The organism is Caulobacter sp. BK020 (assembly GCF_004342605.1).
Lineage (GTDB): Bacteria > Pseudomonadota > Alphaproteobacteria > Caulobacterales > Caulobacteraceae > Caulobacter.
The window spans coordinates 84,885-109,824 of sequence record NZ_SLZL01000007.1 but is presented as its reverse complement, the minus strand read 5'-3'; the positions used below and the strand labels follow the sequence as shown (position 1 = coordinate 109,824).

Genomic DNA, 24,940 nt, shown 5'->3' with positions numbered 1-24,940 from the left:
GATGACATCCAATAGGTGTTTCAGACCTTGCTTAGCTTTTGCAGGCGCCTACATGCCTGACGCCGGGACCCGGCAGGAGGCTGGAATGAACGGCGCGCCAAGCAGAACTTTGACGAAGACATCGCGCGTGCGTGCGCGGACCTTGGCCCTGATCGCCGTCGGCGGTCTGGCGGTGAGCGCGGCGAGCGCTCACGCCCAGAACGCCGCCGTCGAGCCGCCGCCGTTGGTGGCCGCGCCGGCCGCGACCGGCGATTCGGTCGATACGGCCTATGATCCGCTGCAGGGCTTCAACCGCGGCAGCTACGGCTTCAGCATGGGCCTGGACCGCGCCGTGCTCCGACCCGTCGCCCACGGCTACATGGCGGTGACGCCCAGCCCGCTGCGCCGTCGCGTCAGCGCCGTGGTCTACAATCTGGGCGAGCCCAGCACGACGGTGAACGACATCCTGCAGGGCAAGCCCAAGCGGGCCGGCCGCTCGTCCGCCCGCTTCCTGATCAATTCCACGATCGGCGTCCTGGGCATCTGGGACGTAGCGACCGGCATGGGGCTGAAGGCCCACGACGCCGACTTCGGCCAGACCTTCGGCCGCTATGGCGTCCGGCCCGGTCCCTATCTCTACGTGCCGGTGATCGGTCCGTCGAACTTCCGCGACGGCGTCGGCCGGGTGCTGGACTTCTTCACCGATCCGGTCGGCATCGTCGGCGGCGGCTATACGACCACTTTCGGCGCCACGCGCCTGGGCGTGCAGACGGTCGACACCCGCGCGAGGGCCGACACCGCCTTCCGCGCGCTGGACGACGCCACCGACCCTTACGTGACGGCCCGGTCGGCCTACGGCCAATACCGCGAGGCCTTCATCCGCGAAGCCACCGGCCAGGTGCAAGCCTTGCCGGACTTCGATGCCGTCCCGGCCGATGGCGCCGCCGTCTCGGGCGGCGCCGAGCCCGCTTCGGCGCCGCCCGAGACGGCGCCCGCGCCCTCCGAACAATCCCAATGACTTCGCCGGAAAAGCCTATGACCGACGCTCGCCCCACTCGCCGTTTCGCACAGCTGGCCCTGGTCGCCCTGATTGGCCTGGGCGCCCTGAGCCAGGCGCGTCCCGCCTTGGCCCAGGCGGCGCGGGATCCCCAGGCCGAGCAGTTCGTTCAGACCCGCGCCCAGCGGGTGATCACCGTTCTGGCCGACAAGAACCAGAGCATCGCCCAGAAGAAGGCGACCTTTCACCAGGCGATCGACCAACTGGCCGACGTGCCGAAGATCACCAATTTCGTGCTCGGCAAGTACGCCCGCACTGTCACGCCCGACCAGCGCCAGCGGTTCGCGGCGGCGTTCCGCGTCTATGCCGAAAGCGTGTACCAGAATCGGATCAGCGACTATCACGGCGAGGTCCTGAAGGTGACGGGATCGACGGTTCGCAAGCCGGGCGACGTCATCGTCAACACCACGATCTCGGGCGGCCAGATCGGTCAGCCGCTGCCGGTGGCGTGGCGGGTGCTGGGCGGCGGGACCTCGTGGAAGGTTGTCGATATCCAGTTCAAGGGCGTGTGGCTGGCGATCACCCAGCAGCAGGACTTCGTTTCGACCATCGATAACGCCGGCGGCAATATCGACGTGTTGATCAGCCAATTGCAGCGAGACGCCCAGCGTCCCGCCTCGCGGTAACACAAAGGGACGCGGCGGCCGTTTGGGCGGCGCGCCTCGCAGGACTTCGAAAGGATAAGGGCTTGCGCGAACAATGGGCCGAGACCCTGATGGGTTTCCTTGTTCTCGCCTTGGCGGCGGGTTTCCTGGTCTATTCGCTGACCGTCGGCGGCGTCGGTGGCAAGCCGGGCGGTTATGACGTCACGGCCAAGTTCGGCCAGGTCGGCTCCCTGGCGCCCGGCGCGGCGGTCAGCGTCGCAGGCGTCAAGGTCGGCGCCGTCTCGCAGATCACCCTTGATCCCAAGACCTATCTGGCGGTCGCCAAGCTCACCCTCGACCCGGACGTCAAGCTGCCGTCCGACTCCACCGCCAAGATCACCAGCGACAGCCTGCTGGGCGGCGTCCACGTGGCGATCGCTCCCGGCGGCGCGGCCGACGACATCAAGCCGGGCGGCGAGATCGACAACACCCAGGGCGCGGTCGACCTGTTCGGCCTGATCGGTTCGGTGATGCGGCCGCAGGGCGACGCCGCCGCCGCGCCGACGGCCGGCGCCGCACCAGCGGCGAACCCCGCCGCCACGGCGCCGGACAGCTACTGAGATGGCCGCGGCCGACGCGGCGCTTCCCGCGATGTTCAAGCCGGTGCGGGCCATCGGTCGCTCCACCCTGGGCGCCCTGCGCATGGTCGGCGGGGTCGGAATGTTCGCCCTGCGTGGCGTGATCTCGGTGTTCAGCCCGCCGTGGTTTCCCATCCAGCTGCTGCGCCAGCTGGTCGCCATCGGCTTCTTCTCGCTGCCGGTCGTGGGGCTGACGGCGATCTTCACCGGCGCCGCCCTGGGCTTGAACATCTATACGGGCGGCGGGCGCTTCAACGCCGAGCAGGTGATGCCGCAGATCGTGGCCTTGGGCATCACGCGGGAGCTGGGTCCCGTCCTGGCGGCCTTGATGCTGGCCGGACGGGTCTCGGCCGCCATCGCCGCCGAGATCGGGGCCATGCGCGCCACCGAGCAGATCGACGCGATGCGCACGCTGTCGACCGATCCGTTCCGTTATCTCGTCGCGCCGCGCCTGCTGGCCGCGACGCTGGTGCTGCCGCTGCTGACCCTGGTCGCCGACATCATCGGCGTGGCCGGCGGCTGGCTGGTGGCGGTGCGGATCCTCGACTTCAACTCGACGATCTATGTCCGCAACACCATGAACTTCATCCAGGGCTGGGACGTCGGCTCGGGCCTGATCAAGGCTGCCGTGTTCGGCTTCATCGTCGCCCTGATGGGCTGCTACCACGGCTATAACGCCAAGGGCGGGGCGCGCGGCGTGGGCCGGGCGACGACCCATGCGGTGGTGTCCTCGGCGATCCTGATCTTCGCCTCGGACTACTTCCTCACAACGCTGTTCACGCACGCATGACCGACATCCCCAAACTTGAATGGAAGGGCGTTCGCAAGCGCTTTGACGGGCCAGTCCTGGACGGGCTGGACCTCAGCGTCGCGGCGGGGCGGTCCCTGGTGATCATCGGCGGGTCCGGCCAGGGCAAGTCGGTGACCATCAAGATCGCCATGGGCCTGGTGCGGCCCGACGCCGGCCAGGTGCTTGTCGACGGCGAGGACCTGATCGGCGTCAGCGGCGCGTCGCGTCGCAAGCTGTTCGAACGCATCGGCGTGCTGTTCCAGGGCGCGGCGCTGTTCGACAGCCTCAGCGTCTGGGAGAACGTCGCCTTCCGTCTGATCAACGCCGACGGCGTGCCGCGCAAGGAGGCCAAGGCGCGGGCGGTCGAGGCCCTGGGGCGTGTTCACCTGGGCGCCCATGTCGCCGATTCCTATCCGTCCGAGCTGTCGGGCGGCATGCAGAAGCGGGTCGGCTTGGCCCGGGCCGTGGTGGCCAGTCCCGAAATCATCTTCTTTGACGAGCCGACCACAGGTCTGGATCCGATCACCTCGGCGGCGATCAATGAACTGATCGTCGACCAGGTGAAGGGGCTGGGCTGCACCGCCGTGTCGATCACCCACGACCTGGCGTCGGCCCGGACGATCGGCGACGAGATCGCGATGCTGCACGCCGGTAAGATCGTTTGGCGCGGCGCCCCCGCCGAGCTCGACCGCACCGACAATCCCTATGTGCGCCAGTTCGTCGATGGGCGGGCGGACGGGCCGATGGCCAGCACGGTTTAGGCGTGAAGGCGGAAAGGACGAGAGCGGCGCTGCTGGTGCTCGCGCTGGGCTGCGGCCTGGCCGGAGCGGCCCAGGCGCAGGACTATGTCCGCGCCGACTGCCGGGCCCAGCTCGATCCAGGCCCGCTGCGGTTCGACACCTCGCTGCACCAGCGCTGGTACAGGCGGTTCTGGACCGGCGATTGCGATCACCTGCCGCTCTGCATTCCCGGCTCGCCGAACTGGAACAGCATCGTCGGCAAGCTGTTGGTTCGCGGCGGTCCGACCGAGCAGGCGGCCCTGTTGCCCAAGGCCTGCCGGCTGGGTCAGATGATCGGGCTGGAATGGGCGCGCGACAAGAAGGTCCGCCGCATCGACACCCGCGACCTGCACGCCTTCAAGGGCCAGTTGGAGGTCTCCGGCGACGCCCTGCGCGGCGTCGAGCAGGTCGAGGCTTCGGCCCGGACGAAAATGGCGCGATAGAAAGCAGCGCCCTCCCACGGTGAAGAGCTTCACCATGAAAGCGGAACCAAAGAATTTTCCCCGCGTTGGACCCGTTCGGGGAGGGCATGGGGATTTGGTGCGGGTCGTCGAAGCGAGACAGCGCTTCCAAACGCCGGGACCGGCTTTCCCAATAGCGCCGCCCACGTAGATCGAACGATTTCGACGTGGAGTATTCCTATGCCGGCGGCACAGTCCAAGGCGCAGCAGCGCGGGCTCGACAACCACCAGCTTCTGGCCGCCTTGCGAGCCTTCCGGCGCGGCGACTTCTCGGTGCGGCTGCCGACCGACCTGTCCGGCCTGGACGGCGAATTGGCCGAGGCGTTCAACGACGCCGTCAATCTGAACGACCAGATGTCGAAAGAGTTCGAACGTCTCGGCGACGTGGTCGGCAAGCAGGGCAAGATCAACCACCGCGCCCGCCTGCCGGGGGCCACCGGCTCGTGGGCCGCCAGCGTCGATGCGGTCAACAATCTGATTACCGACATGGTCCACCCGACCGCCGAAATGGCTCGGGTGATCGGCGCCACCGCCAAGGGCGACCTGTCCCAGACGATGGACCTGGAGAACGAGGAACGCCCCCTTCGCGGTGAGTTCCTGCGCATCGGCAAGGTCGTCAACACCATGGTGGGGCAGCTGGGGTCGTTCGCCTCGGAAGTGACCCGGGTGGCGCGGGAAGTGGGCACCGAGGGCAAACTGGGCGGCCAGGCCCAGGTCAAGGGCGTGGCCGGCACCTGGAAGGACCTGACCGACAACGTCAACCTCATGGCCGCCAATCTGACGGGCCAGGTCCGCAACATCGCCGAGGTGACCACCGCCGTCGCCAACGGGGACTTGAGCCGCAAGATCACCGTCGACGTGAAGGGCGAGGTGCTTGAGCTGAAGAACACCATCAACACCATGGTGGACCAGCTCAACAGCTTTGCGTCGGAAGTGACCCGGGTGGCGCGGGAAGTCGGCACCGAGGGCAAGCTCGGCGGTCAGGCCAATGTCCGCGGCGTGGCCGGCACTTGGAAGGACCTCACCGACAACGTCAACCTGATGGCCGGCAACCTGACCGGCCAGGTCCGCAACATCGCCGAGGTGACCACCGCCGTGGCCCGCGGCGACCTTTCACGCAAGATCACCGTCGACGTGAAGGGCGAGGTGCTGGAGCTGAAGAACACCATCAACACCATGGTGGACCAGCTCAACAGCTTCGCCTCGGAAGTGACGCGGGTGGCGCGGGAAGTCGGCACCGAGGGCAAGCTGGGCGGCCAAGCCCGGGTGGAAGGCGTGGCCGGCACCTGGAAGGAGCTGACCGACAACGTCAACCTGATGGCCGGCAACCTGACCGGCCAGGTCCGTAACATCGCTGAGGTGACCACCGCCGTGGCCATGGGTGACCTCAGCAAGAAGATCACGGTCGACGTGAAGGGCGAGGTGCTGGAGCTGAAGAACACCATCAACGTCATGGTGGATCAGCTGAACGCCTTCGCCTCGGAAGTGACCCGCGTGGCGCGGGAAGTGGGCACGGAAGGCAAGCTGGGCGGCCAGGCCAACGTCACCGGGGTCGGCGGCACCTGGAAGGAGCTGACCGACAACGTCAACCTGATGGCCGGCAACCTGACCGGCCAGGTCCGTAACATCGCCGAGGTGACCACCGCCGTCGCCATGGGCGACCTCTCCAAGAAGATCACGGTCGACGTGCGCGGCGAGATCCTGGAGCTGAAGAACACCATCAACACCATGGTCGACCAGTTGAACTCGTTCAGCTCGGAAGTGACCCGCGTGGCGCGGGAAGTCGGCACGGAAGGCAAGCTGGGCGGCCAGGCGCAGGTCAAGGGCGTGGCCGGGACCTGGAAGGACCTGACCGACAACGTCAACTTCATGGCCGGCAACCTGACCGGCCAGGTCCGCAACATCGCCGAGGTGACCACCGCCGTCGCCAACGGCGACCTTTCCAAGAAGATCACCGTCGATGTCCGCGGCGAGATCCTGGAGCTGAAGAACACCATCAACGTCATGGTGGACCAGCTGAACGGCTTCGCCTCGGAAGTGACGCGGGTGGCGCGGGAAGTCGGCACGGAAGGCAAGTTGGGCGGCCAGGCCCAGGTGAAGGGCGTGGCCGGCACCTGGAAGGACCTGACCGACAACGTCAACCTGATGGCCGCCAACCTGACCGGCCAGGTGCGCAACATCGCCGAGGTGACCACGGCCGTGGCCATGGGCGATCTCTCCAAGAAGATCACCGTCGACGTGCGCGGCGAGATCCTGGAGCTGAAAAACACCATCAACGTCATGGTCGATCAGCTGAACTCGTTCAGCTCGGAAGTGACCCGCGTGGCGCGGGAAGTCGGCACGGAAGGCAAGCTGGGCGGCCAGGCGCAGGTGAAGGGCGTGGCCGGGACCTGGAAGGACCTGACGGACAACGTCAACTTCATGGCCGCCAACCTGACCGGCCAGGTCCGCAACATCGCCGACGTCACCACCGCCGTCGCCAAGGGCGACCTCTCCAAGAAGATCACCGTCGACGTGAAGGGCGAGATCCTGGAGCTGAAGTCGACGATCAACGTCATGGTGGACCAGCTGAACGGCTTCGCCTCGGAAGTGACCCGGGTGGCCCGGGAAGTCGGCACCGAAGGCAAGCTGGGCGGTCAGGCGCAGGTGCCGGGCGTGGCCGGCACCTGGAAGGACCTGACCGACAACGTCAACATGATGGCGGCCAACCTGACCGGCCAGGTCCGCAACATCGCCGACGTCGTCACCGCGGTGGCCCAGGGCAACCTCAAGCGCAAGCTGACCCTGGACGCCAAGGGCGAGATCGCCTCGCTGGCCGACACCATCAACGGCATGATCGAGACCCTGGCCACCTTCGCCGACCAGGTGACCAACGTCGCCCGCGAAGTGGGTTCGGAAGGCAAGCTGGGCGGTCAGGCCCGGGTGCCCGGCGCCGCCGGTCTGTGGCGCGACCTGACCGACAACGTCAACGAACTGGCCGCCAACCTGACCACCCAGGTCCGCGCCATCGCCGAGGTGTCGACCGCTGTGACCAAGGGCGACCTGACGCGGTCGATCACCGTGGAAGCCTCGGGGGAAGTCGCGGCCCTGAAGGACAACATCAACGAGATGATCCGCAACCTGAAGGATCAGACGTTGAAGAACACCGAGCAGGACTGGCTGAAGACCAACCTGGCCCGGTTCAGCCGCATGCTGCAGGGCGAGCGCGACCTGTCGACCGTGTCGAACCTGGTGCTGTCAGAGCTGGCGCCGCTGATCAACGCCCAGCATGGGGTGTTCTACGTTTCCGACCACGACGTGAACGGCGAGCCGGTGCTGAATTTGGCCGCCAGCTACGCCGCCAATCCCGGCGACCGCCCCCCGGCTCGACTGCGCCAGCGCGAGGGCCTGATCGGCCAGTGCGCGGCCGAGCGCCAGCGCATCCTGCTGACCAACGTGCCATCCGAGTACATCAAGATCAGTTCGGGCCTGGGCGAGGCCGCGCCGCAGAACATCATCGTCCTGCCCGCCCTGTTCGAAGGCGAGCTGAAGGCGGTGATCGAGCTGGCCACTTTCGGGACCTTCAACGAGACCCAGCAGGCCTTCCTCGACCAGCTGATGGAATCCATCGGCATCGTGCTGTCGACCATCGCCGCCAACATGCGGACCGAAGGCCTGCTTGAGCAGTCGCAGCTGCTGACCGCCGAACTCCAGGCGCAGCAGGAAGAACTGAAGAAGACCAACGACCGCCTGGAACAGCAGGCCGCCTCCCTGCGGCAGTCGGAAGAGCTGCTGCGCTCCAAGCAGGACGAACTGCAGCAGACCAACGCCGAGCTGGAGGACAAGGCGGTCCTGCTCTCGGCCCAGAACAAGCAGGTGGAGGCCAAGAACGCCGAGGTCGAGCAGGCCAAGGCGGCGCTTGAGGAAAAGGCCGAGCAGCTGGCCCTGACCTCCAAGTACAAGTCCGAGTTCCTGGCCAATATGAGCCACGAGCTGCGCACGCCGCTCAACAGCCTTCTGATCCTGTCCAAGATGCTCAGCGAGAACGCGCAGGGGAACCTGAGCGCCAAGCAGGTGGAGTTCGCCCGTAACATCCACAGCGCGGGCGCCGACCTGCTGGGGCTGATCAACGACATCCTGGACCTGTCGAAGATCGAAAGCGGCACGGTCACGCTCGACATCGGCGAGATGTCGTTCGCGTCCCTGCGCGATCAGACCGACCGCACCTTCTCGCAGCTGGCCCAGGACAAGAAGCTGGACTTCTTCGTCAACATCGACCCGGCCCTGCCGCGCTCGATGTACACCGATGACAAGCGTCTGCAGCAGGTGATCAAGAACCTGCTGTCCAACGCCTTCAAGTTCACCCAGACCGGTTCGGTGCGCCTGTCGATCGCCCGGGCAGACGATGGCTGGGCGCTGGGCAACGACCACCTGAACAAGGCCGGCCAGGTGCTGGCCTTCTCGGTCGAGGACACCGGCATCGGCATCCCCGAGGACAAGCAGCGGATCATCTTCGAGGCGTTCCAGCAGGCCGACGGCACCACCAGCCGCAAGTACGGCGGTACGGGCCTGGGCCTGTCGATCAGCCGCGAGATCACCCGTCTTCTGGGCGGCGAGCTGCGGGTCGTCTCGACGCCGGGGCAGGGCAGCACCTTCACCCTCTATCTGCCGCTGAACTTCAGCCCGGCCGCCCAGCCGCAATCGACCCAGCCGCTTCGTCCCGCCACCTCGCCCGTCCAGACCTTCCGTCTGTCGACGACGGAGGCTGGATCGGTCGAGCCCGCCGAGACGGTGGTCGACGACCGCGAACAGATCGAGCCCGGCGACGCGGTGGTGCTGATCGTCGAGGACGACACCCGCTTCGCCTCGATCCTGCTGTCGCTGGTGCGCGACAGCGGCTTCAAGGGCGTCGTCACCGGCGAAGGCTCGGCCGTGCCGTCGCTGGCCCGGCGCTTCAGCCCGGACGCCATCATGCTGGACATCGGCTTGCCCGACATGGACGGCTTGGCCCTGCTGGACCTGCTCAAGCGCACGCCCGACACCCGGCACATCCCGGTCCAGGTGATCTCGGCCGACGACCACGGCGGGCTGGGGCTGTCGATGGGCGCCTTCGGCTTCACCAGCAAGCCGGTGGAACGCGAGGCGGTCGCCTCCACGCTGGAGAAGGTCAAGAAGCTGGTCGCCGAGACCGGCCGCGCGCCGATCCTGGTCGGCGGATCAGGCCCGGCGGCCGACACGCTGCGCCACGCCGTCGGCGCGGTGAAGGTGGTGGCGACCTTGGCGGACCTTTCGGACGAGGCGTTCACGGACGAGGGTAACTGCCTGGTGATCGACGTCGGGACGGGACCGGTCGGGCCGTTCATCGACGCGCTCAAGCAACGCGGCGCTACGTCGGGCGTGGCGGTGCTTTACGCCTCCGAGGATTTGGATCCCGAGGAGGATCGCCGGCTGCGGCTGGCGGTGTTCTCCGGCCTGGCGCGCCTGGCCCGCACGCCCGAGCAACTGATCGACCACGTGACCATGTCGCTGCACGCGCCGCTGGATCGCCTTTCGACCCCGGCCAAGGCGATGATCGCCCACAGCCGCCATGCCGACGCCGTCCTGACGGGCCTGACCGCGGTGGTCATCGATGACGACATCCGCAACATCTTCTCGCTGGCCAGCGCGCTGGAAGAGTACGGCATCGAGCTGCGCTACGCCGAAAGCGGCCGTGAGGGCCTGGAGCTGCTCGACAGCCTCCCCGAGGTGGATATGGTGCTGGTCGACATCATGATGCCCGACATGGACGGTTACGAGACCATGCGCGAGATCCGGGCCCGACCACGCTTTTCCGACCTGCCGGTGATCGCCGTCACCGCCAAGGCGATGAAGGGCGACCGCCAGAAGTGCATCCAGGCGGGGGCGTCGGACTATGTGTCCAAGCCGGTGGACATCGACCAGCTGATCTCGGTGCTGCGCGTCTCGGTCCAGCGCACCGACGCCCAGCGTCTGGCCGGCGACAATGTCGTCACCATCCATAGCGCCGCAGCGCAATGAGCGTACCGGCGGTCAAACATCAGGCGGTCGCGCCGTCCGAAGACCGGCTGAGGACTCGGATCCTCATCGTCGACGACGATGAGCGCAACGCCTTCGCCGCCATCCAGGCCCTGGAAACCCTGGGCCAGGAGCTGGTGGTCGCCCGCTCGGGCGAGGAGGCCTTGCGTCATCTGCTGACCGACGACTTCGCGGTGATCCTGCTGGACCTGCACATGCCCGGCATGGACGGCTACGAGACGGCCGAGCTGATCCGTCAGCGCCGCCGCAACCGCGACGTGCCGATCGTCTTCCTGACAGCCGTGTTCCGCGACGAGGCCCACATCTTCAAGGCCTATTCCGCGGGGGCCGTCGACGTGGTGTTCAAACCGGTGGATCCGTTCATCCTGCGCTCCAAGGTGCAGGTGCTGGTCGATCTGCACATCAAGACCCTTGAGCTCGAGCAACAGTCAGAGAGCCGCCGCCTGCTGATCGAGGAGAACGCCCGCATCCATGCCGAGAAACTGGCGGCTGAGCGCGCCCTGCGCCGCACCCAGGAGCGCCAGGAGGCGATCCTGCGGGCCCTGCCGGTGGTCTTCCATTCGCGTACCGCCGACGCGCCCTACGAGCCGCTGTTCGTCGGCGGCAACGTCATGGAGCTGACTGGCTTTTCGGCGGAAGACTTCCTGGCTGCCGCCGACTTCGGCATCAGCCGGGTCCATCCGGACGACGTCGAAATCGTGGCGCGGGCCCAGGCCGAAGCTCGAAAGTCTGGCGCCTACGCCTGCGAATACCGATGGCGGTGCGCCGACGGCTCGTATCGGTCGCTGATCGACCAGGGCGTTCTGGCCCAAGACGAGGAGAGCGGCCGCGCGGTGGTGTTCGGCACTTTGCTCGACAACACCGAACGCCGGGGGCTGGAGGAGCAGCTGAGCCATTCCCGCAAGATGGAGGCGGTGGGCCAGCTGACGGGCGGCGTCGCCCACGACTTCAACAACCTGCTGACCGTGGTGCTGGGCAATATCGAGCTGATCAAGCGGCGCACCGGCGAGCAGCACGAACTGGCCCGGCAGATCGAGGCGGTGCGCCTGGCGGCCGAGAAGGGCGGGGCCCTGACCCGTCAGCTGCTGGCGTTCTCGCGCCGCCAGCGCCTGAACCCGCAGATCGTCGATCTCAACGGGCTGATCGCCGACTTCGCGCCGTTGCTGCGCCAGGCGGTGGGCGAGGCGGTCAGCATCGACCTGGATCTGGCCACGGAGCCGCTGCCCGCCCACCTCGACCCGGCCCAGTTCGAGAGCGCCCTGCTGAACCTGGCGGTCAACGCCCGCGACGCCATGGAGGGCGGCGGCGTGCTGTCGATCGCCACCAGAACCATCGACGGGGACGATCCCAGGATCCTGGTGACCGTTCGCGACACCGGCCAGGGCATGGACGCGGATGTCGCTTCGCGCATCTTCGAACCGTTCTTCACGACCAAGGAGATCGGCAAGGGCTCGGGGCTGGGCCTGTCGCAGGTCTACGGTTTCGTGCGGCAGTCGGGCGGTGAGGTTTCGGTGCGCAGTTCGCCAGGGCAGGGGGCTGTCTTCGAGATCTCCCTGCCGCGGAGCCTGGCGGCGCCAGGCCCGCGCGGCGCCGGCGGCGAGATTGGGGAGGCGATTGGCGGCTCCGAGCGGGTGCTGGTCGTCGAAGACGACGCGGCGGTGCTGGCTATGGCGGTCGAGACGCTGGAAGGCCTGGGCTATCAGGTCACCACGGCGGACTCGGCCGTGGCCGCGCTGAAACGCCTCAAGGGCCGCAAGGCCTTCGACCTGCTGTTCTCGGACGTGGTCATGCCCGGCGGCGTCAACGGCGTCCGGCTGGCCCACCTGGCGTTGCAGGAGCGGCCTGGGCTCAAGGTCCTGCTGACCTCCGGCTATGTCGGCGACGAGGCGGCGTCCTGGGCCAATGAGTTTCCGATGATCGACAAGCCCTATCTGGGCCCGGCCCTGGCGGCCAAGATCCGCGCCGTGCTGGACGCCGAAGCGCCGGCGACGGGCCAGGCCAAGCTACGGCAGGGCTAGGAAGAGTTTCTGTCGAGGGGCACCTTGTCGCCGCGTCCGTCGGCGCCATCTGACAGGCTGGGCCGCGCCGCCAGGGGCGGCCTTTTTCTTTCGGAGCCGTCCATGACCGATCTCTCAGCCTTCCCGATCACCCAGCGCTGGCCCGCCCAGCATCCCGACAGGCTGCAACTGTACAGCCTGCCCACCCCCAACGGGGTCAAGGTGTCGATCATGCTGGAGGAGATCGGCTTGGCTTATGAGCCGCACCTGGTCGACATCGGCCAGAACGAGTCCTGGACCCCCGAGTTCCTGTCGCTGAATCCCAACGGCAAGATCCCCGCGATCATTGATCCCGACGGTCCGGACGGAAAGCCGATAGGCCTGTTCGAGTCCGGCGCGATCCTGGTCTATCTGGCCGAAAGGACCGGCAAGTTCCTGCCCAAGGATCCCGCCCGGCGCTACGAGACCCTGGCCTGGGTGTTCTTCCAGATGGCCGCGATCGGACCGATGTTTGGCCAAGTGGGGTTCTTCCACAAGTTCGCGGGCCGCGAGTACGAGGACAAGCGTCCGCGTGATCGCTATGTCGCCGAATCCAAGCGCCTGCTGGGCGTGCTGGAGAGCCGACTGGCGGACCGCGACTGGATCATGGGCGACGACTACACGATCGCCGACATCGCCACCCTGGGCTGGGTGCGGAACCTGGTCGGCTTCTATGGCGCCGGGGATCTGGTCGACTATGCCAGCCTCAAGCACGTGCCCGCCTGGCTGGAGCGCGGCTTGGCCCGCCCGGCGGTCCAGCGCGGGCTGGAGATCCCCAAGCGCCCTTAAAAGGCGCGCTCGGCCGCCACGCCGGGTTCGGCCCCGCCCGCCGGCCCGACGTGGGCGGCCCTGATCTACCCGCGCGCGATTGTCGCGGCTCGCCTTAACCCGTTTTGCGGACCTTGCGGCCTATGCTGCCGCCTCGGAGGTCCAGATGAACGACAACGAAGCGAGGCGGATCCGGGCGTTGCGGGGCTACGGCGTCCTGGACACCTCGCCGGACGCCGCCTTCGACCGGGTGACCCAGCTGGCCGCCGACCTGTTCGATGCACCTGTCGCCCTGGTCTCGCTGATCGACGAGACCCGCCAGTGGTTCAAGTCGCGCCAGGGCCTGGACCTCTGTTCGACGGCGCGGGAAGACGCGTTCTGCAGCCATGCGATCGAGTTGGGTCCCGATGCCGTGATGGTCGTCGAGGACGCGACCCTTGACCCCAGGTTCGTCGCCAATCCCCTGGTGGTCGGTGAGCAGGGGATCCGCTTCTACGCCGGCGCGGTCCTGACCTCGCCCGAGGGTTACAATCTCGGCACGCTCTGCGTCATCGACACCAAGCCTCGTTCCCGTCCGACAGATCGCGAGCTGAACCGCCTCCGCGCCCTCGCGCGCATCGTCCAGGATGAACTGGAGCGGACCCGGCTCGACCGCGTGCGCTTGGAGCAGGCCCGCCTGCTGAAGCTGGCCGAGACCATGTCCGGTGTGGCGCACTGGCGCTATGACGTCGTCACGCGCGAGGTCTACTGGTCGGACCTGCTCTACGAAATCCGGGGCGCCGACCGTCGGACCCATGTGCCGACCTATCAGGCGGAACTGCAATCCTTCCATCCGGACGATCGCGACAGAATTCTGGACCTGCTGAACCAGGCGATCCAGACCAAGACCACGAGCAGCTTCCAGGCGCGGATGGTCCGGCCGGACGGCGAGGTTCGGGTGGTCCAGGCCAAGGCCGGCTGCGAATTGGATGAACGCGGCGAGGTCGTCGCCCTGATCGGCCTGTTCCAGGACGTGACCGATCAGGTTCGCAGTTTCGAGAATCTGAGCGCCAGCGAGGCCCGCTATCGGTTGCTGGCCGAAAACACCTCCGACGTCATCGTCCGCTGCGCCCTGGATGGTACGCTGCTCTACGTATCGCCCGCCTGCCGGGCGATGGGCTACGAGCCCGAGGAACTGGTGGGCACGCAAGCCGATCGCTTGGTGCACCCGGACGATCGCCAGCGTTTCCTCGTCAATAGTGCGCAGCTCTATGCCGGCGATACGCCCGACCCGGCCGCCAACCGGCAGCATCGCTATCGCACCGGCGACGGGCGCTGGGTCTGGTTCGAGGGCAATCCCCAGCTCGTCCGCGACGCCGAGGGCAGGGCGACCGAGATCGTCAACGTCTTCCGGGACGTCACCGAGCGGCGGGAACTGCAGGAACGCGCCGAGCGCATGGCGCGCATGACCGCCCTGGCCGAAGAGGTCGCAGGCATCGGCTATTGGCGGGTCGATATAAAGACCGGGGAGACGACCTGGTCGCCGCATGTCGCTGTCCTGTACGGCCTGGATCCCAATGTCGACCTTCGGCTGGAGCAGTTCGTCGAGGCCGTTCACCCCGACGATCGGCCGGCGCTGCGCGCGCGGCTGGAAGCGGCTCGGCGGGATGGGCTCGACTGGAAGCTGGCCATCACCCGGATCATCCTGCCGGACGGACAGCTGCGCTATCTCGAAGGCCACGGCAATTGCGAGCGCGACGAAGCCGGCCAGGTGGTCGCGCTGTTCGGCACGGTGAGGGACGTCACCGCTTCGGTCGTGGCCGAGGCCTCGCGGGCGGAGGACGAAGCCCGCTATCGCGCCATGTCGGAGCGCGTGCTCCTGGCCACCCAGGCGGGCCAGATCGGCGTCTGGGAATGGAACGTCCAGACCGGCGCGTTGGCCTGGGATGACCGGATGTACGCCCTCTACGGCCTGGCTCCCGGCGAGGCGCTGACCGCCGGGCGGTTCTACGCTTGCGTGCACCCCGACGACCGCGCGGAGGAGCAGGTCCAGGCGCGGACCACCCTGTCGGGCGACAAGCCCTATGACACTGAGTTCAGGATCGTACGCCCCGATGGAACGGTGCGGCATGTTCGCGCCCAGGCGACGGTGGTGCGCGACGCCAAGGGGGCGCCGATGCGGATGGTCGGCGTCAATTGGGACGTCACCGAGGTGCGCAATCTCGAACAGTCGCTGCGGGCCAGCGAGGACCGGGCGCGCAACGTGATCGCCAACGCCCACCAGGCCATCGTCACCGCCGATGAGGCCGGCCGGATCACCGGCTGGAACCGTCACGCCCAGCTGACCTTCGGCTGGACCGCAGAAGAGGCGATCGGCGGCCATCTGGCGATGATCCTGCCCTCGGGCCAATCCGGCGTGGCGGCGTTCCTGGGCGGCGAATTCGGTGACGACATCGACCAGCGCATCGAGACCACCGCGCGACGCAAGGATGGAATCGAAATTCCCATCGAACTGGCGGTCAGCGCGGTGCGCGACGCGGCCGGCTGGGAGCTGACTGCGCTGATGCAGGACATCAGCGCGCGCAAGGAACAGCAGGAACTGTTCGAGACCGCCTTTGCGCACGCGCCGATCGGCAAGTGCCTGGTCGGGCTCGACGGCTCGTTCCTGAAGGTCAATCCCACGCTTTGCAGGATGGTCGGCTACAGCGGCGAGGAACTGCTGGCCCTGAACTTCCAGGCGATCACCCACCCCGACGACCTGGACGCCGATCTTGGCCTGCTGGCCGATCTCTACAACGGCCGGATTTCGACCTACCGGATGGACAAGCGCTATATTCGCAAGGACGGCTCTATCGTCTGGAGCCAGCTGGCGGTGTCGCGGGTCGACAATCCCGACGGCTCGCCGCGCTATTTCATCTCGCAGATCGAGGACCTGACCGCTCGCCGGGCGGCCGAGGCCGCGCTGAAGGACAGCGAGGCCCGCTACCGGCTGATGGCCGAGAACACCACCGACATGATCCTGACCGCCGATCTGAGCGGAAGGATCACGTTCTGCGCGGCGTCGTCCCGCGCCTTGCTGGGCTACTCCCCCGACGAGATCATGGGCCGCAGCGCGCTGGAATTGGCCTATCCCGAGGATCGCCTGAGGGTCAGGCGGGTCTATCGTAACCTGACCAAGGGCAAGCGGCCCGAACGCGTGCGCTGGCGCGTGCCGCACAGGTCGGGCACGCGGGACGTCTGGCTGGAATCCAACCCCTCCCTGCTGCGCGACCCGGTGACCGAAGCGCCGGTCGGGTTCCTCGACGTGATCCGCGACGTGACCGCCCAGGTCGGTCAGGAAGAGGCCCTGGCCGCCGCCCGCGCCGAGGCCGAGGCGGCCGCGGCGGTGAAGGGCGAGTTCATGGCCAATATGAGCCACGAGATCCGTACTCCGCTGACGGCGGTGATCGGCTTCTCGGGACTGCTGGCCCAGCGTCCCGAACTGGACGAGATCTCGCAGCGCTACGTCCAGCGGGTGTCGAGCGCGGGCCAGGCGCTGCTGGCGATCGTCAACGACGTGCTGGACTTCTCCAAGCTCGAGGCCGGCCAGGTGGAGATCGCGCCCCGGCGGGCCTCGCCCCTGGCCGTGGCCCAGGACGCCCTGGCCCTGTTCGCCCCGCAGGCAGACGCCAAGGGGTTATGGCTGGAATGCCAGGCCGAGGGCGAACTGCCCGAACGCGTCATGATCGATCCGGATCGTGTCCGGCAAGTGCTGCTCAATCTGGTGGGCAATGCGATCAAGTTCACCGAGCGCGGCGCGGTGCGACTGTTCGTCGGCTACAATCCGGAGGCGGCCAGCTTGCGGATGCGGGTCGAGGACACGGGCGCGGGCATCAGCGCCGAGCAGCAGACCAAGCTGTTCCAGCGCTTCTCCCAGGTCGACGCCTCGTCGACGCGCAAGCATGGCGGAACCGGCCTGGGCCTGGCGATCTGCAAGGGCCTGACCGAAGCCATGGGCGGGGGCATCGCGGTGAGCAGCGTTCCTGGTCAGGGCACGGTGTTCAGTTTTCATATCGCGGCCAAGATCGCCGCCGGTTTGGACGGCGAGTCGCCTGCTCTTACGCCCGAAACCACCGGCCGCAGCCTGGACGGGGTCCGCGTGTTGGTGGTCGATGACAATCCCGTAAACCGGGAGCTGGCCCGCACCGTGCTGGAACAGATGGGCGCCGAAGTCGCCGAGGCTGGCGGGGGGCGTGCGGCGATCGAGACCGCCGCCGTCGCGCCGTTCGATTGCATCCTGATGGATCTGCGCATGCCCGGCGTTTCCGGAATCGAGGCCCTTGGCGAGATCCGGGATAGACCGGGGCCCAACCAGGACGTGCCGATCCTGGCCTTCACCGCCGACGCGGACCGGGGGCTGCTGGACGCCGATCATGGATTCGACGGTCTGGTGCGCAAGCCGATCATGGCGGCGGACTTGGTCGACGCTGTGGATCGCTGTACGCGCTGGGATGGCGCCGTCGACGACGGCGATCCTCTTGATCGCGCGGAGGCGTAAGGTGGGGCGGACGCGCGTCCTGGTCGTCGAGGACGATCAGATCATCCTCGACCTGATCACCACCCGTCTCGATATCGCGGGCTATGACACCTATTTCGCCCGTGACGGCTTCGAAGGCCTCAAGCGGCTGCACGAACTGCGGCCATCCGCCTTGGTGCTGGACCTCAACATGCCGCGTCTCGACGGCTTTGGCCTGCTGCGCAAGATGCGTCAGGAGGGGCTGAACGTCCCGACCATGGTTTTGACGGCTCGCAACCAGCCCGACGACGTAAGGCAGGCCATCGCCCTGGGCGCGCGCGACTTCCTGGCCAAGCCGTTCAGGGACGAACAACTGCTGCAGAGGGTCGGCCGGCTGTTGCGCCGCGCGCCGAGCCGGCTCGCCAAGGCTCCCCTCCCGGTGGAAAGCCCGGTCCCGGAACCGATCGACGACGGACCTCAACCGTTCCTGCTCTGAGGGAAGAGCGTCGGCGGTTCGCGTTCACTTTTTATTCTACCGCTCCGCTTGAACCCGACCGGAGGAACACTCAAGTTGCTTATTCGTTGAGGTCATCGGGCGGCGGCTAGCTCCCGACGCAGGGCGGCAGGAGAGCGCATGAGTCCCGACGACACCCCCGCACGGGAGGCCTCAGAGGCCCGCGCCATCGCCCTCGTCGATCGCTATCTGGCGGTCCGGCGCCGCACCGAGGCGCTGGCCAGGCCGCTTTCGCCCGAGGACCAGGGCGCGCAGTCGATGCCGGACGCCAGCCCGGTCAAATGGCACAGGGCTCATACCGCTTGGTTCTTCGAGACCTTTCTGCTGACGCCCTTCCTGCCGGGCTACCGGGTGTTCGACCCGGCCTTCGCCTATCTGTTCAACTCCTATTATGAGGCGGTCGGGCCACGCCAGCCGCGCCCTCAGCGCGGGCTGATCACCCGCCCTTCGGCCGAAGATGTCGGCGCCTATCGAGCCCATATCGACGCGGCGATGGTCCGGCTGCTGACCACCTCGCCGACCGCCGAGGTGATCGAGCGCCTGGACCTCGGCCTGGCCCACGAGGAGCAGCATCAGGAGCTGATCCTGATGGACCTGCTGCACCTGTTCGCCCAGTCGCCGCTGGAGCCGGCCTATCGCGAGACGCCGCCGCTGGACCGTCCGCCGGCGACCGATGTCCGCTACCTCGCCTTCGAAGGCGGCCTGGTCGAGATCGGCGACGACGGCCCGGGCTTCGCCTTCGACAACGAGCGGCCGCGCCACAAGGTCTATCTTGAGCCCTATCGCCTGGCCGATCGTCTGGTCACCAACGGCGAATGGCTGGCCTTCATCGACGATGGCGGCTATCGCCGCGCCGACCTGTGGCTCTCGGACGGCTGGGCCGCCGTCAACGAGCGGGGGTGGGAGGCGCCGCTCTACTGGCGTTGGGACGGCGACGGTGCCTGGACCGTCATGACCCTGTCGGGCCGGCGCCCCGTCGATCCTCATGCGCCGGTCGGCCATGTCAGCTATTACGAGGCCGCCGCCTTCGCCGCCTGGTCCGGCCGCCGGCTGCCGACCGAGGCCGAGTGGGAGGCCGCCGTCAGGGCTCCGGAAGGGCGGGGCCTGCGCCAGGCGTCCGACGAGGTCTGGCAATGGACCGCCAGTCCCTATGTCGCCTATCCGGGCTTCAAGCCCGGCGCAGGCGCGCTGGGCGAGTACAACGGCAAGTTCATGGTCAACCAGATGGTCCTGCGGGGCGGGGCTGCCGAAACGCCGCCCGGCCATACGCGTTCGTCCTATCGCAACTTCTTCCACCCGGCCCAGCGCTGGGCGTTCACGGGGGTCCGCTTGGCCGACGATATGAGCCCGCTGGATCGCGAGACGCCGACGCCGGCCGCGACCTTCCTCGACGACGCCCTGGCGGGCCTGACCGCCGATCGCAAGACCTTGCCGGCCAAGTACTTCTATGACGCGGAGGGCTCGCGACTGTTCGAGGCGATCTGCGAGCTCCCCGAATACTATCCCACCCGCACCGAGACGGCCCTGCTGCGCCGGATCGCGCCGGAGATCGCCGCCCGGGTGATGGAGGGCGCGGCCCTGGTCGAGTTCGGCAGCGGAGCCAGCACCAAGACCCGGATCCTGCTCGACGCCATGCCGCAATTGGCGGTCTATGTTCCCATCGACATCAGCCGCTCAGCGCTGGATGAGGCGAGCGAGGCGCTGCGGCGGGACTATCCCGGCCTGGTCGTCGCCCCCCTGGTCGATGACTTCACGCGTGCGGTCCGCTTGCCGGCGGCGGCGCGGGGACGGCCCGTCACTGGCTTCTTCCCCGGCTCGACGATCGGCAATTTCGCGCCCGCCGAGGCCGAGGCCTTTCTGCGCGGCGCGCATGGCCTGCTGGGCGACGGCGCGATGTTCGTGGTCGGGGTCGACATCGCCAAGAGTCCAGACGTACTGGTTCCCGCCTATGACGACGCCCAGGGCGTGACGTCGGCGTTCAACAAGAACGTCCTAGCGCGGATCAACAGCGAGCTGGGCGGCGACTTCGATCTGAACGCCTTCGACCATCGCGCCGTCTGGAACGCCGACGAAAGCCGCATGGAAATGCACTTGGTCAGCCGAGTCGACCAGGCGGCGCATCTGGCCGGACAAGAGATCCGCTTCAAGGCTGGCGAGACGATCCACACCGAGAATTCGTACAAGTACGCGCCGGAGATGTTCGTGGAACTGGCCCGCCGGGCGGGCTGGAAGGTCGCGGCGCGCTGGATCAGCGACAGCCCAAGCTTCGGCGTCTTCGCCCTGGCCGGCTAGGGCGGGCGAGTTGGATCATGGCCGAAACGCGCGCCGCCCCGCGGGGACGGCGCGCGTCGGGTCAGGCGTCGCGGCCGGGCATCCGCCCGCCGCCGCGCGACGAGGAGCCGCCCTTGCGGCCCGCATTGGCCGCGAGGTCGCGGTCCTTGGCGAAGCTGCGCTTTTCGCTGGGAACACTGGCCCCCCCTTTGCGCGCGATCTCGCGGCGGCGTTCGGGGTCCATGGCGGCGAAGCCTCGGCGGCCGCGCGGCCGTTCGGTGTCGAGGTCCATAGGTTGCTCCTAATCGGGACTGGTCACGGGGGGGAACGGCGTGGCGGAGCGGTCATAAGGCCGATCGTCGCCTGGTTGCACCGGCGGCTGGCGCATCGGCTCTTCGTCGGGCACGGAGCCCGGGTCGTAGTCGGGTTGCGTCGGCTCGATCGGCGGCGGGGCGTCGGGGTCGGTCATGGCGTCTTTCACGAGTTCCGGTGAAGTAACCAGTGAAGTCGCGTTCGGTTCACCCGACAGGGAAGACAAAATTGCAGAGTTTGGTGTTAACCCTGCTGAAGCAAGGTGAACGACCATGGCCAAGACCCACGTGAGAAAACCTGAAAGCGCAGCAATATCACGGCATTGGCGGCTGGTGGTTGCAGCCGTGGCCGGGCTTCTGGGGTGGCTGGCGGCCCGTCATTTAAATGCGCCGGTCAGCAGCCACATCCTGATCGGCTGGGACGCCTGCGCCCTGGTTTACGTCGTCACGACTTGGCGCCTCTTCCTGACGGCGGACGAGGCCGAGGTGCGTCGCCGGGCGGCGGCGGAGGATGAAAAGCCGTCGGGAATCCTGCTGCTGGTGCTGGCCGCCATCCTGTCCAGTCTGGTCGCGGTGGTGGCCGCCATGCTGAACGCGCGGGCAGCCGGGCCGGAAACCAAGGCGATCACCGCCGCCTGCGCGGGCGTCACCCTGGTGCTGTCCTGGGTGGTTCTGCATTCTGTGTTCACGTTGCACTACGCCCATCGCCACTTCGGCGACGGAACGGACAAGCCCGGCTTTCTGTTCCCGGGCGAGCCCGCCAGCAGCTATCTGGACTTCGTCTACCTGGCCTTCAGCATCGGGGCGACCTTCCAGGTCTCGGACAACAATGTCTTGACGACCAAGCTGCGCAACCTCGTCACCGCCCAGGCGGTTTGCGCCTATTTCTACAACACCGCGGTTCTCGCCCTGGGGATCAATATCATCGCCAGCCTGGTGGGCAGTTAGCGGCGGCCGTCGCGTGGGCCTTCCAGGCGGGCCTGGAGCGGGGTCTGGGGCAGCTCGGCCAAGCGCAGCTTGCCGTCGCCGTCTTTGTCGAGCAGGGCGAAGCGGGCCTTGGCGGCCTTGATCGCTTCGGCGCGGGTGATGCGACGGTCGAAGTCGCCGTCGGACGCCATGACCGGCTCGGGCTCGGCGAGCAGGCTATAGGGAACGGCGCCCTGCAACATGCCGCCCATCGGGCCGCCACCGCGTCCGCCGTGTCCGCCGCCGGGAGGACCGCCGCCGCGGCGATGGCCGCCCCCCTCGCCACGGTGGGCGCCCCGGCCCCGGGCGCTCGGGCCCTCTCCACCGCCTTGGAAGCCTTGCAGGATCTCCGGCGCGACCTGGGTTTCGTAGGTCGAGACCTCGAAGCCGTCGATGACGCCGTTATGGTCGCCGTCGATCCGGTCGAAGAAGCGAAGGGCGTCGGCGACGAACTCGTCGCGGGTCAGGGCGCCGTCGCGATCGGTGTCGGCGCCGGCGAACCAGGTCGCGACCGGGTAGGGGGCGCCGGGCTCGGCGCGGAACGGCTCGCCCGCCGGGCTGATGAACAGGCTGCGGCGCGGCTGGCGCGGCGGTCCGCCCGGCTCGCCCTCGCCGGACAGGCGGGGGCGCGGAGCCTTGCCCCAGTCGCCGCGCGAGCCGTCCTGCGGCGGGCCGGAAGCGCAGGCGCCCAGGCACAGGGCGGCGAACATCAGGATGCAGGTGGCGCGGAAGCGGCTGAAGGTTTGCATGCCTTGATCAAACCCGCCGGCATGTCGTGCGTATGGCGCAGCTTTTGCGGGTCCGCAACAAACTGGCGACTTGCTTGTCCACCGCGTATCCGAGCGCCTAGAGCATCGCGCGGAAAAGTGGACACCGGTTTTCCGCAAAAGCGATGCGAAAACAGAAATCTAGAGCAAGCCGCCCGATTCCTGTATCGCGCAACTTGCTCTAGAACGGCAGTTCGACCCGGGCGCGCAGTCCGCCTTCAGGGCGATTGTGCAGGGTGGCGTCGCCGCCGTGGGCCCGGGCCACCGAGCGGACCACGGCCAGGCCCAGCCCAATCCCGCCGGTCTCGCGGTTGCGCGACGGCTCGCTGCGAAAGAACGGCTCGAACACCCGGTCCAGCTCGGCCGGGACGATGCCGGGACCGTCGTCGTCGATCTCGATCACCGCCAGGCGGCCCTCGGCGCGGACCCGCGCCTGCACGGCGCCGCCGTACTTCAGGCCGTTCTCGACCAGGTTGGTCAGCAGGCGGCGCAGCGCGACCGGGTCGCCGTCGATGACGATCTTCTCGCCCAGCTCCACCGACGCCTGGCCGCCGGTTTCTGCCGCCTCGTCGATGATGCTTTCCAGCAGCGATGCCAGTTCCAGCCGGGTGCGTTCGGCCGGACGGGTGGTGTCGCGCACGAAGGCCATGGTGGCGGCGATCATCGCCTCCATCTGGTCGATGTCGGACGCCAGCTTGGCGCGGACGTCGTCCGGCACAGCCTCGATCCGGAAGCGCAGGCGGGTCAGCGGCGTGCGCAGGTCGTGCGCCACGGCGCCGATCATCGCCGTGCGGTCCTCGACATAGCGGCGCAGGCGCTCCTGCATCATGTTGAAGGCGTTGGCGGCGGCGATCACCTCGGCCGAGCCCTTCAGCTCCAGCGGCGCGGCGCGCGGGTCGCGGCCCAGCCGCTCAGCGGCGCCGGCGAAGGCGCTGATCGGACCCGACAGCCGGCGGGCGAACAGCCAGGCCAGGGGCGAAACACACAGCATCGACAGCACCAGAATCAGCAGGATCCGCTGCTGCCAGGTGTCGAAGCGAATGGCCGGCTTGGGCTCGACGACGGTCCAGCGACCGTTGTCCTGGTGAATGGCCAGCTTGAAGTCGCCGACGATGAACGGCTCGTCGTGCGGACCGTCGAGCCGCAGCACGCGGGGCGGCGCGCCAAAACCGTCGGGCGGTCCGCTGAGACCGCCCGGGCCGCCGGGACCGCCGGGGCGACCAGGATCGTGACCGCCAGGGCCGCCCAGTCCGTCTCGCGGCCGGCGCTCCCGCGGCAGGTCCTGGACGAAGGTGCGTTTCTGGGCGCGGACGAAGAAGCGGGGGCCGGTGTCGATATCCATCTCGATCCGGGCCGGATCGACCCCGAGTTCGCGGGCCAGGGCGGTCTTGAACTCGGCGCGGCGGCGGTTGTCGACCAGGCCCCGGATCGGGCCGGCGTGGCGGCGGATCAGCAAAGCGCGGCCATCGCGCGGCTGAACCGTGGCGCCGCCCTTCACGGCGCGAACAATCTCGCTGAGTCGGTAGATCTCGGGGGGCGGCGGCGGCAGGTTGAAGACCACGGCTATGGCGATCAGTTGCGCCGCCACCAGGGTGACGATGACCAGGCCCAGGGCTTGGACGAACAGCGGCGCGCTGCCAGGGCCCTTCACCCGCACGGGTTCGATCATGGCGTGCGGGTCACCTTCGAGGTGAACATGTAGCCTTCGCTGCGGATGGTGCGGATCAGCTCGCCGCCGCCGCCGTCATCCAGCTTGCGGCGCAGGCGGCTGATCTGGACGTCGATGGCGCGGTCGTAGGCGTCGCTTTCGCGGCCCCGGGCCAGGTCCAGCAACTGGTCGCGGGTCAGCACCCGCTGCGGCCGTTCGACGAAGGCGCGCAGCAGCGAGAACTCGCCGCTGGACAGGTTGACCACCACCGACTGCGGGGAGCGCAGTTCGCGGCGCACCAGGTCCAGGCGCCAGCCGGCGAACTCGCAGGCCGCGCCCATGCCGTCGTCCACGGTGCGGGGCTCCTGCCGGCGGCGTAGCACGGCGCGGATGCGGGCCAGCAGCTCGCGCGGATTGCACGGCTTGGGCAGGTAGTCGTCGGCGCCCAGCTCAAGGCCGACGATGCGGTCGGTCTCCTCGCCCATGGCCGACAGCATGATGATGGCCGGACCGTCGGCGGCCGACAGGCGGCGGCAGATGGCCAGGCCGTCCTCGCCCGGCAGCATGACGTCCAGAACCACCAGGTCGACCGGGCCGCGGGCCAGGGCCTGCTCCATGGTCCGGGAATCCGACGCGGTGTCGATGGTGTAGCCGTGGCGGCCCAGGAAGTCGGCCACGACGTCGCGGATGCCCGGATCGTCGTCGACGATCAGGATGCGGGCGCCGCGGGCCGGATCGGTGTTTTGGCCGTGCGCGTTCTGGCCGGCCGTGGAGGCGCCGACCGAGGTCGTTGCGGGATCTTGCGAACTTTCCATGACTTGCTCTTTCCACGCCCCTGTCTCCAGCAGATTTCACGCCTGCAAC

The 24,940-nt window shown here is 68.1% G+C and carries 18 protein-coding genes; 13 read left to right on the top strand and 5 right to left on the bottom strand.

Annotated elements, in window-relative coordinates:
* The first annotated feature begins 127 nt into the window (after positions 1-127).
* From EV278_RS10500 to egtB, 12 genes are all read left to right on the top strand, one after another.
* Positions 128-997, top strand: coding sequence for a VacJ family lipoprotein (locus EV278_RS10500; RefSeq protein ID WP_132090458.1), 870 nt, complete (start codon positions 128-130; stop codon positions 995-997).
* Positions 998-1,014: 17 nt separating this feature from the next.
* Entirely contained in the window at positions 1,015-1,662 is a 648-nt protein-coding gene (locus EV278_RS10495; protein WP_132090455.1) for an ABC transporter substrate-binding protein, read from the top strand.
* Positions 1,663-1,724: 62 nt separating this feature from the next.
* Positions 1,725-2,240: an outer membrane lipid asymmetry maintenance protein MlaD gene (mlaD, locus tag EV278_RS10490; protein WP_132090452.1), complete on the top strand. Its 516-nt coding sequence runs from the start codon at positions 1,725-1,727 to the stop codon at positions 2,238-2,240.
* A gap of 1 nt (position 2,241) precedes the next feature.
* The gene (locus tag EV278_RS10485; RefSeq protein WP_132090449.1) at positions 2,242-3,048 is read left to right on the top strand and encodes an ABC transporter permease; all 807 of its coding nucleotides are present in this window, start codon (positions 2,242-2,244) and stop codon (positions 3,046-3,048) included.
* Complete coding sequence (locus EV278_RS10480; protein ID WP_132090446.1) at positions 3,045-3,809, top strand: ATP-binding cassette domain-containing protein; 765 nt, start codon at positions 3,045-3,047, stop codon at positions 3,807-3,809. Before EV278_RS10485 ends, EV278_RS10480 begins: the two co-directional genes overlap by 4 nt.
* Positions 3,810-3,811: 2 nt before the next feature.
* Positions 3,812-4,270, top strand: coding sequence for a hypothetical protein (locus EV278_RS10475; protein ID WP_243692153.1), 459 nt, complete (start codon positions 3,812-3,814; stop codon positions 4,268-4,270).
* 198 nt (positions 4,271-4,468) lie between these two features.
* Positions 4,469-10,303: a HAMP domain-containing protein gene (locus tag EV278_RS10470; protein WP_132090443.1), complete on the top strand. Its 5,835-nt coding sequence runs from the start codon at positions 4,469-4,471 to the stop codon at positions 10,301-10,303.
* Positions 10,300-12,339 (top strand): response regulator, encoded by a 2,040-nt coding sequence (locus EV278_RS10465; protein ID WP_132090440.1) that lies wholly within the window; start codon positions 10,300-10,302, stop codon positions 12,337-12,339. Before EV278_RS10470 ends, EV278_RS10465 begins: the two co-directional genes overlap by 4 nt.
* A gap of 102 nt (positions 12,340-12,441) precedes the next feature.
* Positions 12,442-13,146 (top strand): glutathione S-transferase N-terminal domain-containing protein, encoded by a 705-nt coding sequence (locus tag EV278_RS10460; RefSeq protein ID WP_132090437.1) that lies wholly within the window; start codon positions 12,442-12,444, stop codon positions 13,144-13,146.
* Positions 13,147-13,291: 145 nt separating this feature from the next.
* Positions 13,292-17,641 carry a PAS domain S-box protein gene (locus EV278_RS10455; protein WP_132090434.1) on the top strand — a complete coding sequence of 1,450 codons (4,350 nt, stop codon included), beginning with the start codon at positions 13,292-13,294 and terminating at the stop codon, positions 17,639-17,641.
* A 1-nt stretch (position 17,642) separates the two neighbouring features.
* Complete coding sequence (locus EV278_RS10450) at positions 17,643-18,095, top strand: response regulator (RefSeq protein ID WP_132090431.1); 453 nt, start codon at positions 17,643-17,645, stop codon at positions 18,093-18,095.
* 138 nt (positions 18,096-18,233) lie between these two features.
* A complete protein-coding gene (gene egtB, locus EV278_RS10445) occupies positions 18,234-20,405 on the top strand; it encodes an ergothioneine biosynthesis protein EgtB (protein ID WP_132090428.1) in 2,172 nt (723 codons plus the stop codon).
* 61 nt (positions 20,406-20,466) lie between these two features.
* Here the strand turns inward: egtB and EV278_RS10440 are convergent, their stop codons facing one another.
* Together EV278_RS10440 and EV278_RS10435 are read right to left on the bottom strand one after the other, a co-directional pair.
* Positions 20,467-20,676 carry a general stress protein gene (locus EV278_RS10440; RefSeq protein WP_018062559.1) on the bottom strand — a complete coding sequence of 70 codons (210 nt, stop codon included), beginning with the start codon at positions 20,674-20,676 and terminating at the stop codon, positions 20,467-20,469.
* Positions 20,677-20,685: 9 nt separating this feature from the next.
* Complete coding sequence (locus EV278_RS10435) at positions 20,686-20,865, bottom strand: hypothetical protein (protein ID WP_132090425.1); 180 nt, start codon at positions 20,863-20,865, stop codon at positions 20,686-20,688.
* Between the two features lie 103 nt (positions 20,866-20,968).
* Here EV278_RS10435 and EV278_RS10430 point away from each other — a divergent pair, with 103 nt between their 5' ends.
* Complete coding sequence (locus EV278_RS10430; protein WP_132090422.1) at positions 20,969-21,643, top strand: DUF1345 domain-containing protein; 675 nt, start codon at positions 20,969-20,971, stop codon at positions 21,641-21,643.
* On the opposite strand, the gene EV278_RS10425 is transcribed toward EV278_RS10430, so the two are convergent.
* The 3 genes from EV278_RS10425 to EV278_RS10415 form a co-directional block, all read right to left on the bottom strand.
* Positions 21,640-22,410, bottom strand: coding sequence for a hypothetical protein (locus EV278_RS10425; protein ID WP_132090419.1), 771 nt, complete (start codon positions 22,408-22,410; stop codon positions 21,640-21,642). The two genes, EV278_RS10430 and EV278_RS10425, sit on opposite strands and share 4 nt — an antisense overlap.
* A 199-nt stretch (positions 22,411-22,609) precedes the next feature.
* A complete protein-coding gene (locus tag EV278_RS10420; protein WP_132090416.1) occupies positions 22,610-24,097 on the bottom strand; it encodes an ATP-binding protein in 1,488 nt (495 codons plus the stop codon).
* The gene (locus EV278_RS10415; RefSeq protein WP_165916599.1) at positions 24,094-24,891 is read right to left on the bottom strand and encodes a response regulator; all 798 of its coding nucleotides are present in this window, start codon (positions 24,889-24,891) and stop codon (positions 24,094-24,096) included. Before EV278_RS10415 ends, EV278_RS10420 begins: the two co-directional genes overlap by 4 nt.
* Between the last annotated feature and the right edge of the window lie 49 nt (positions 24,892-24,940).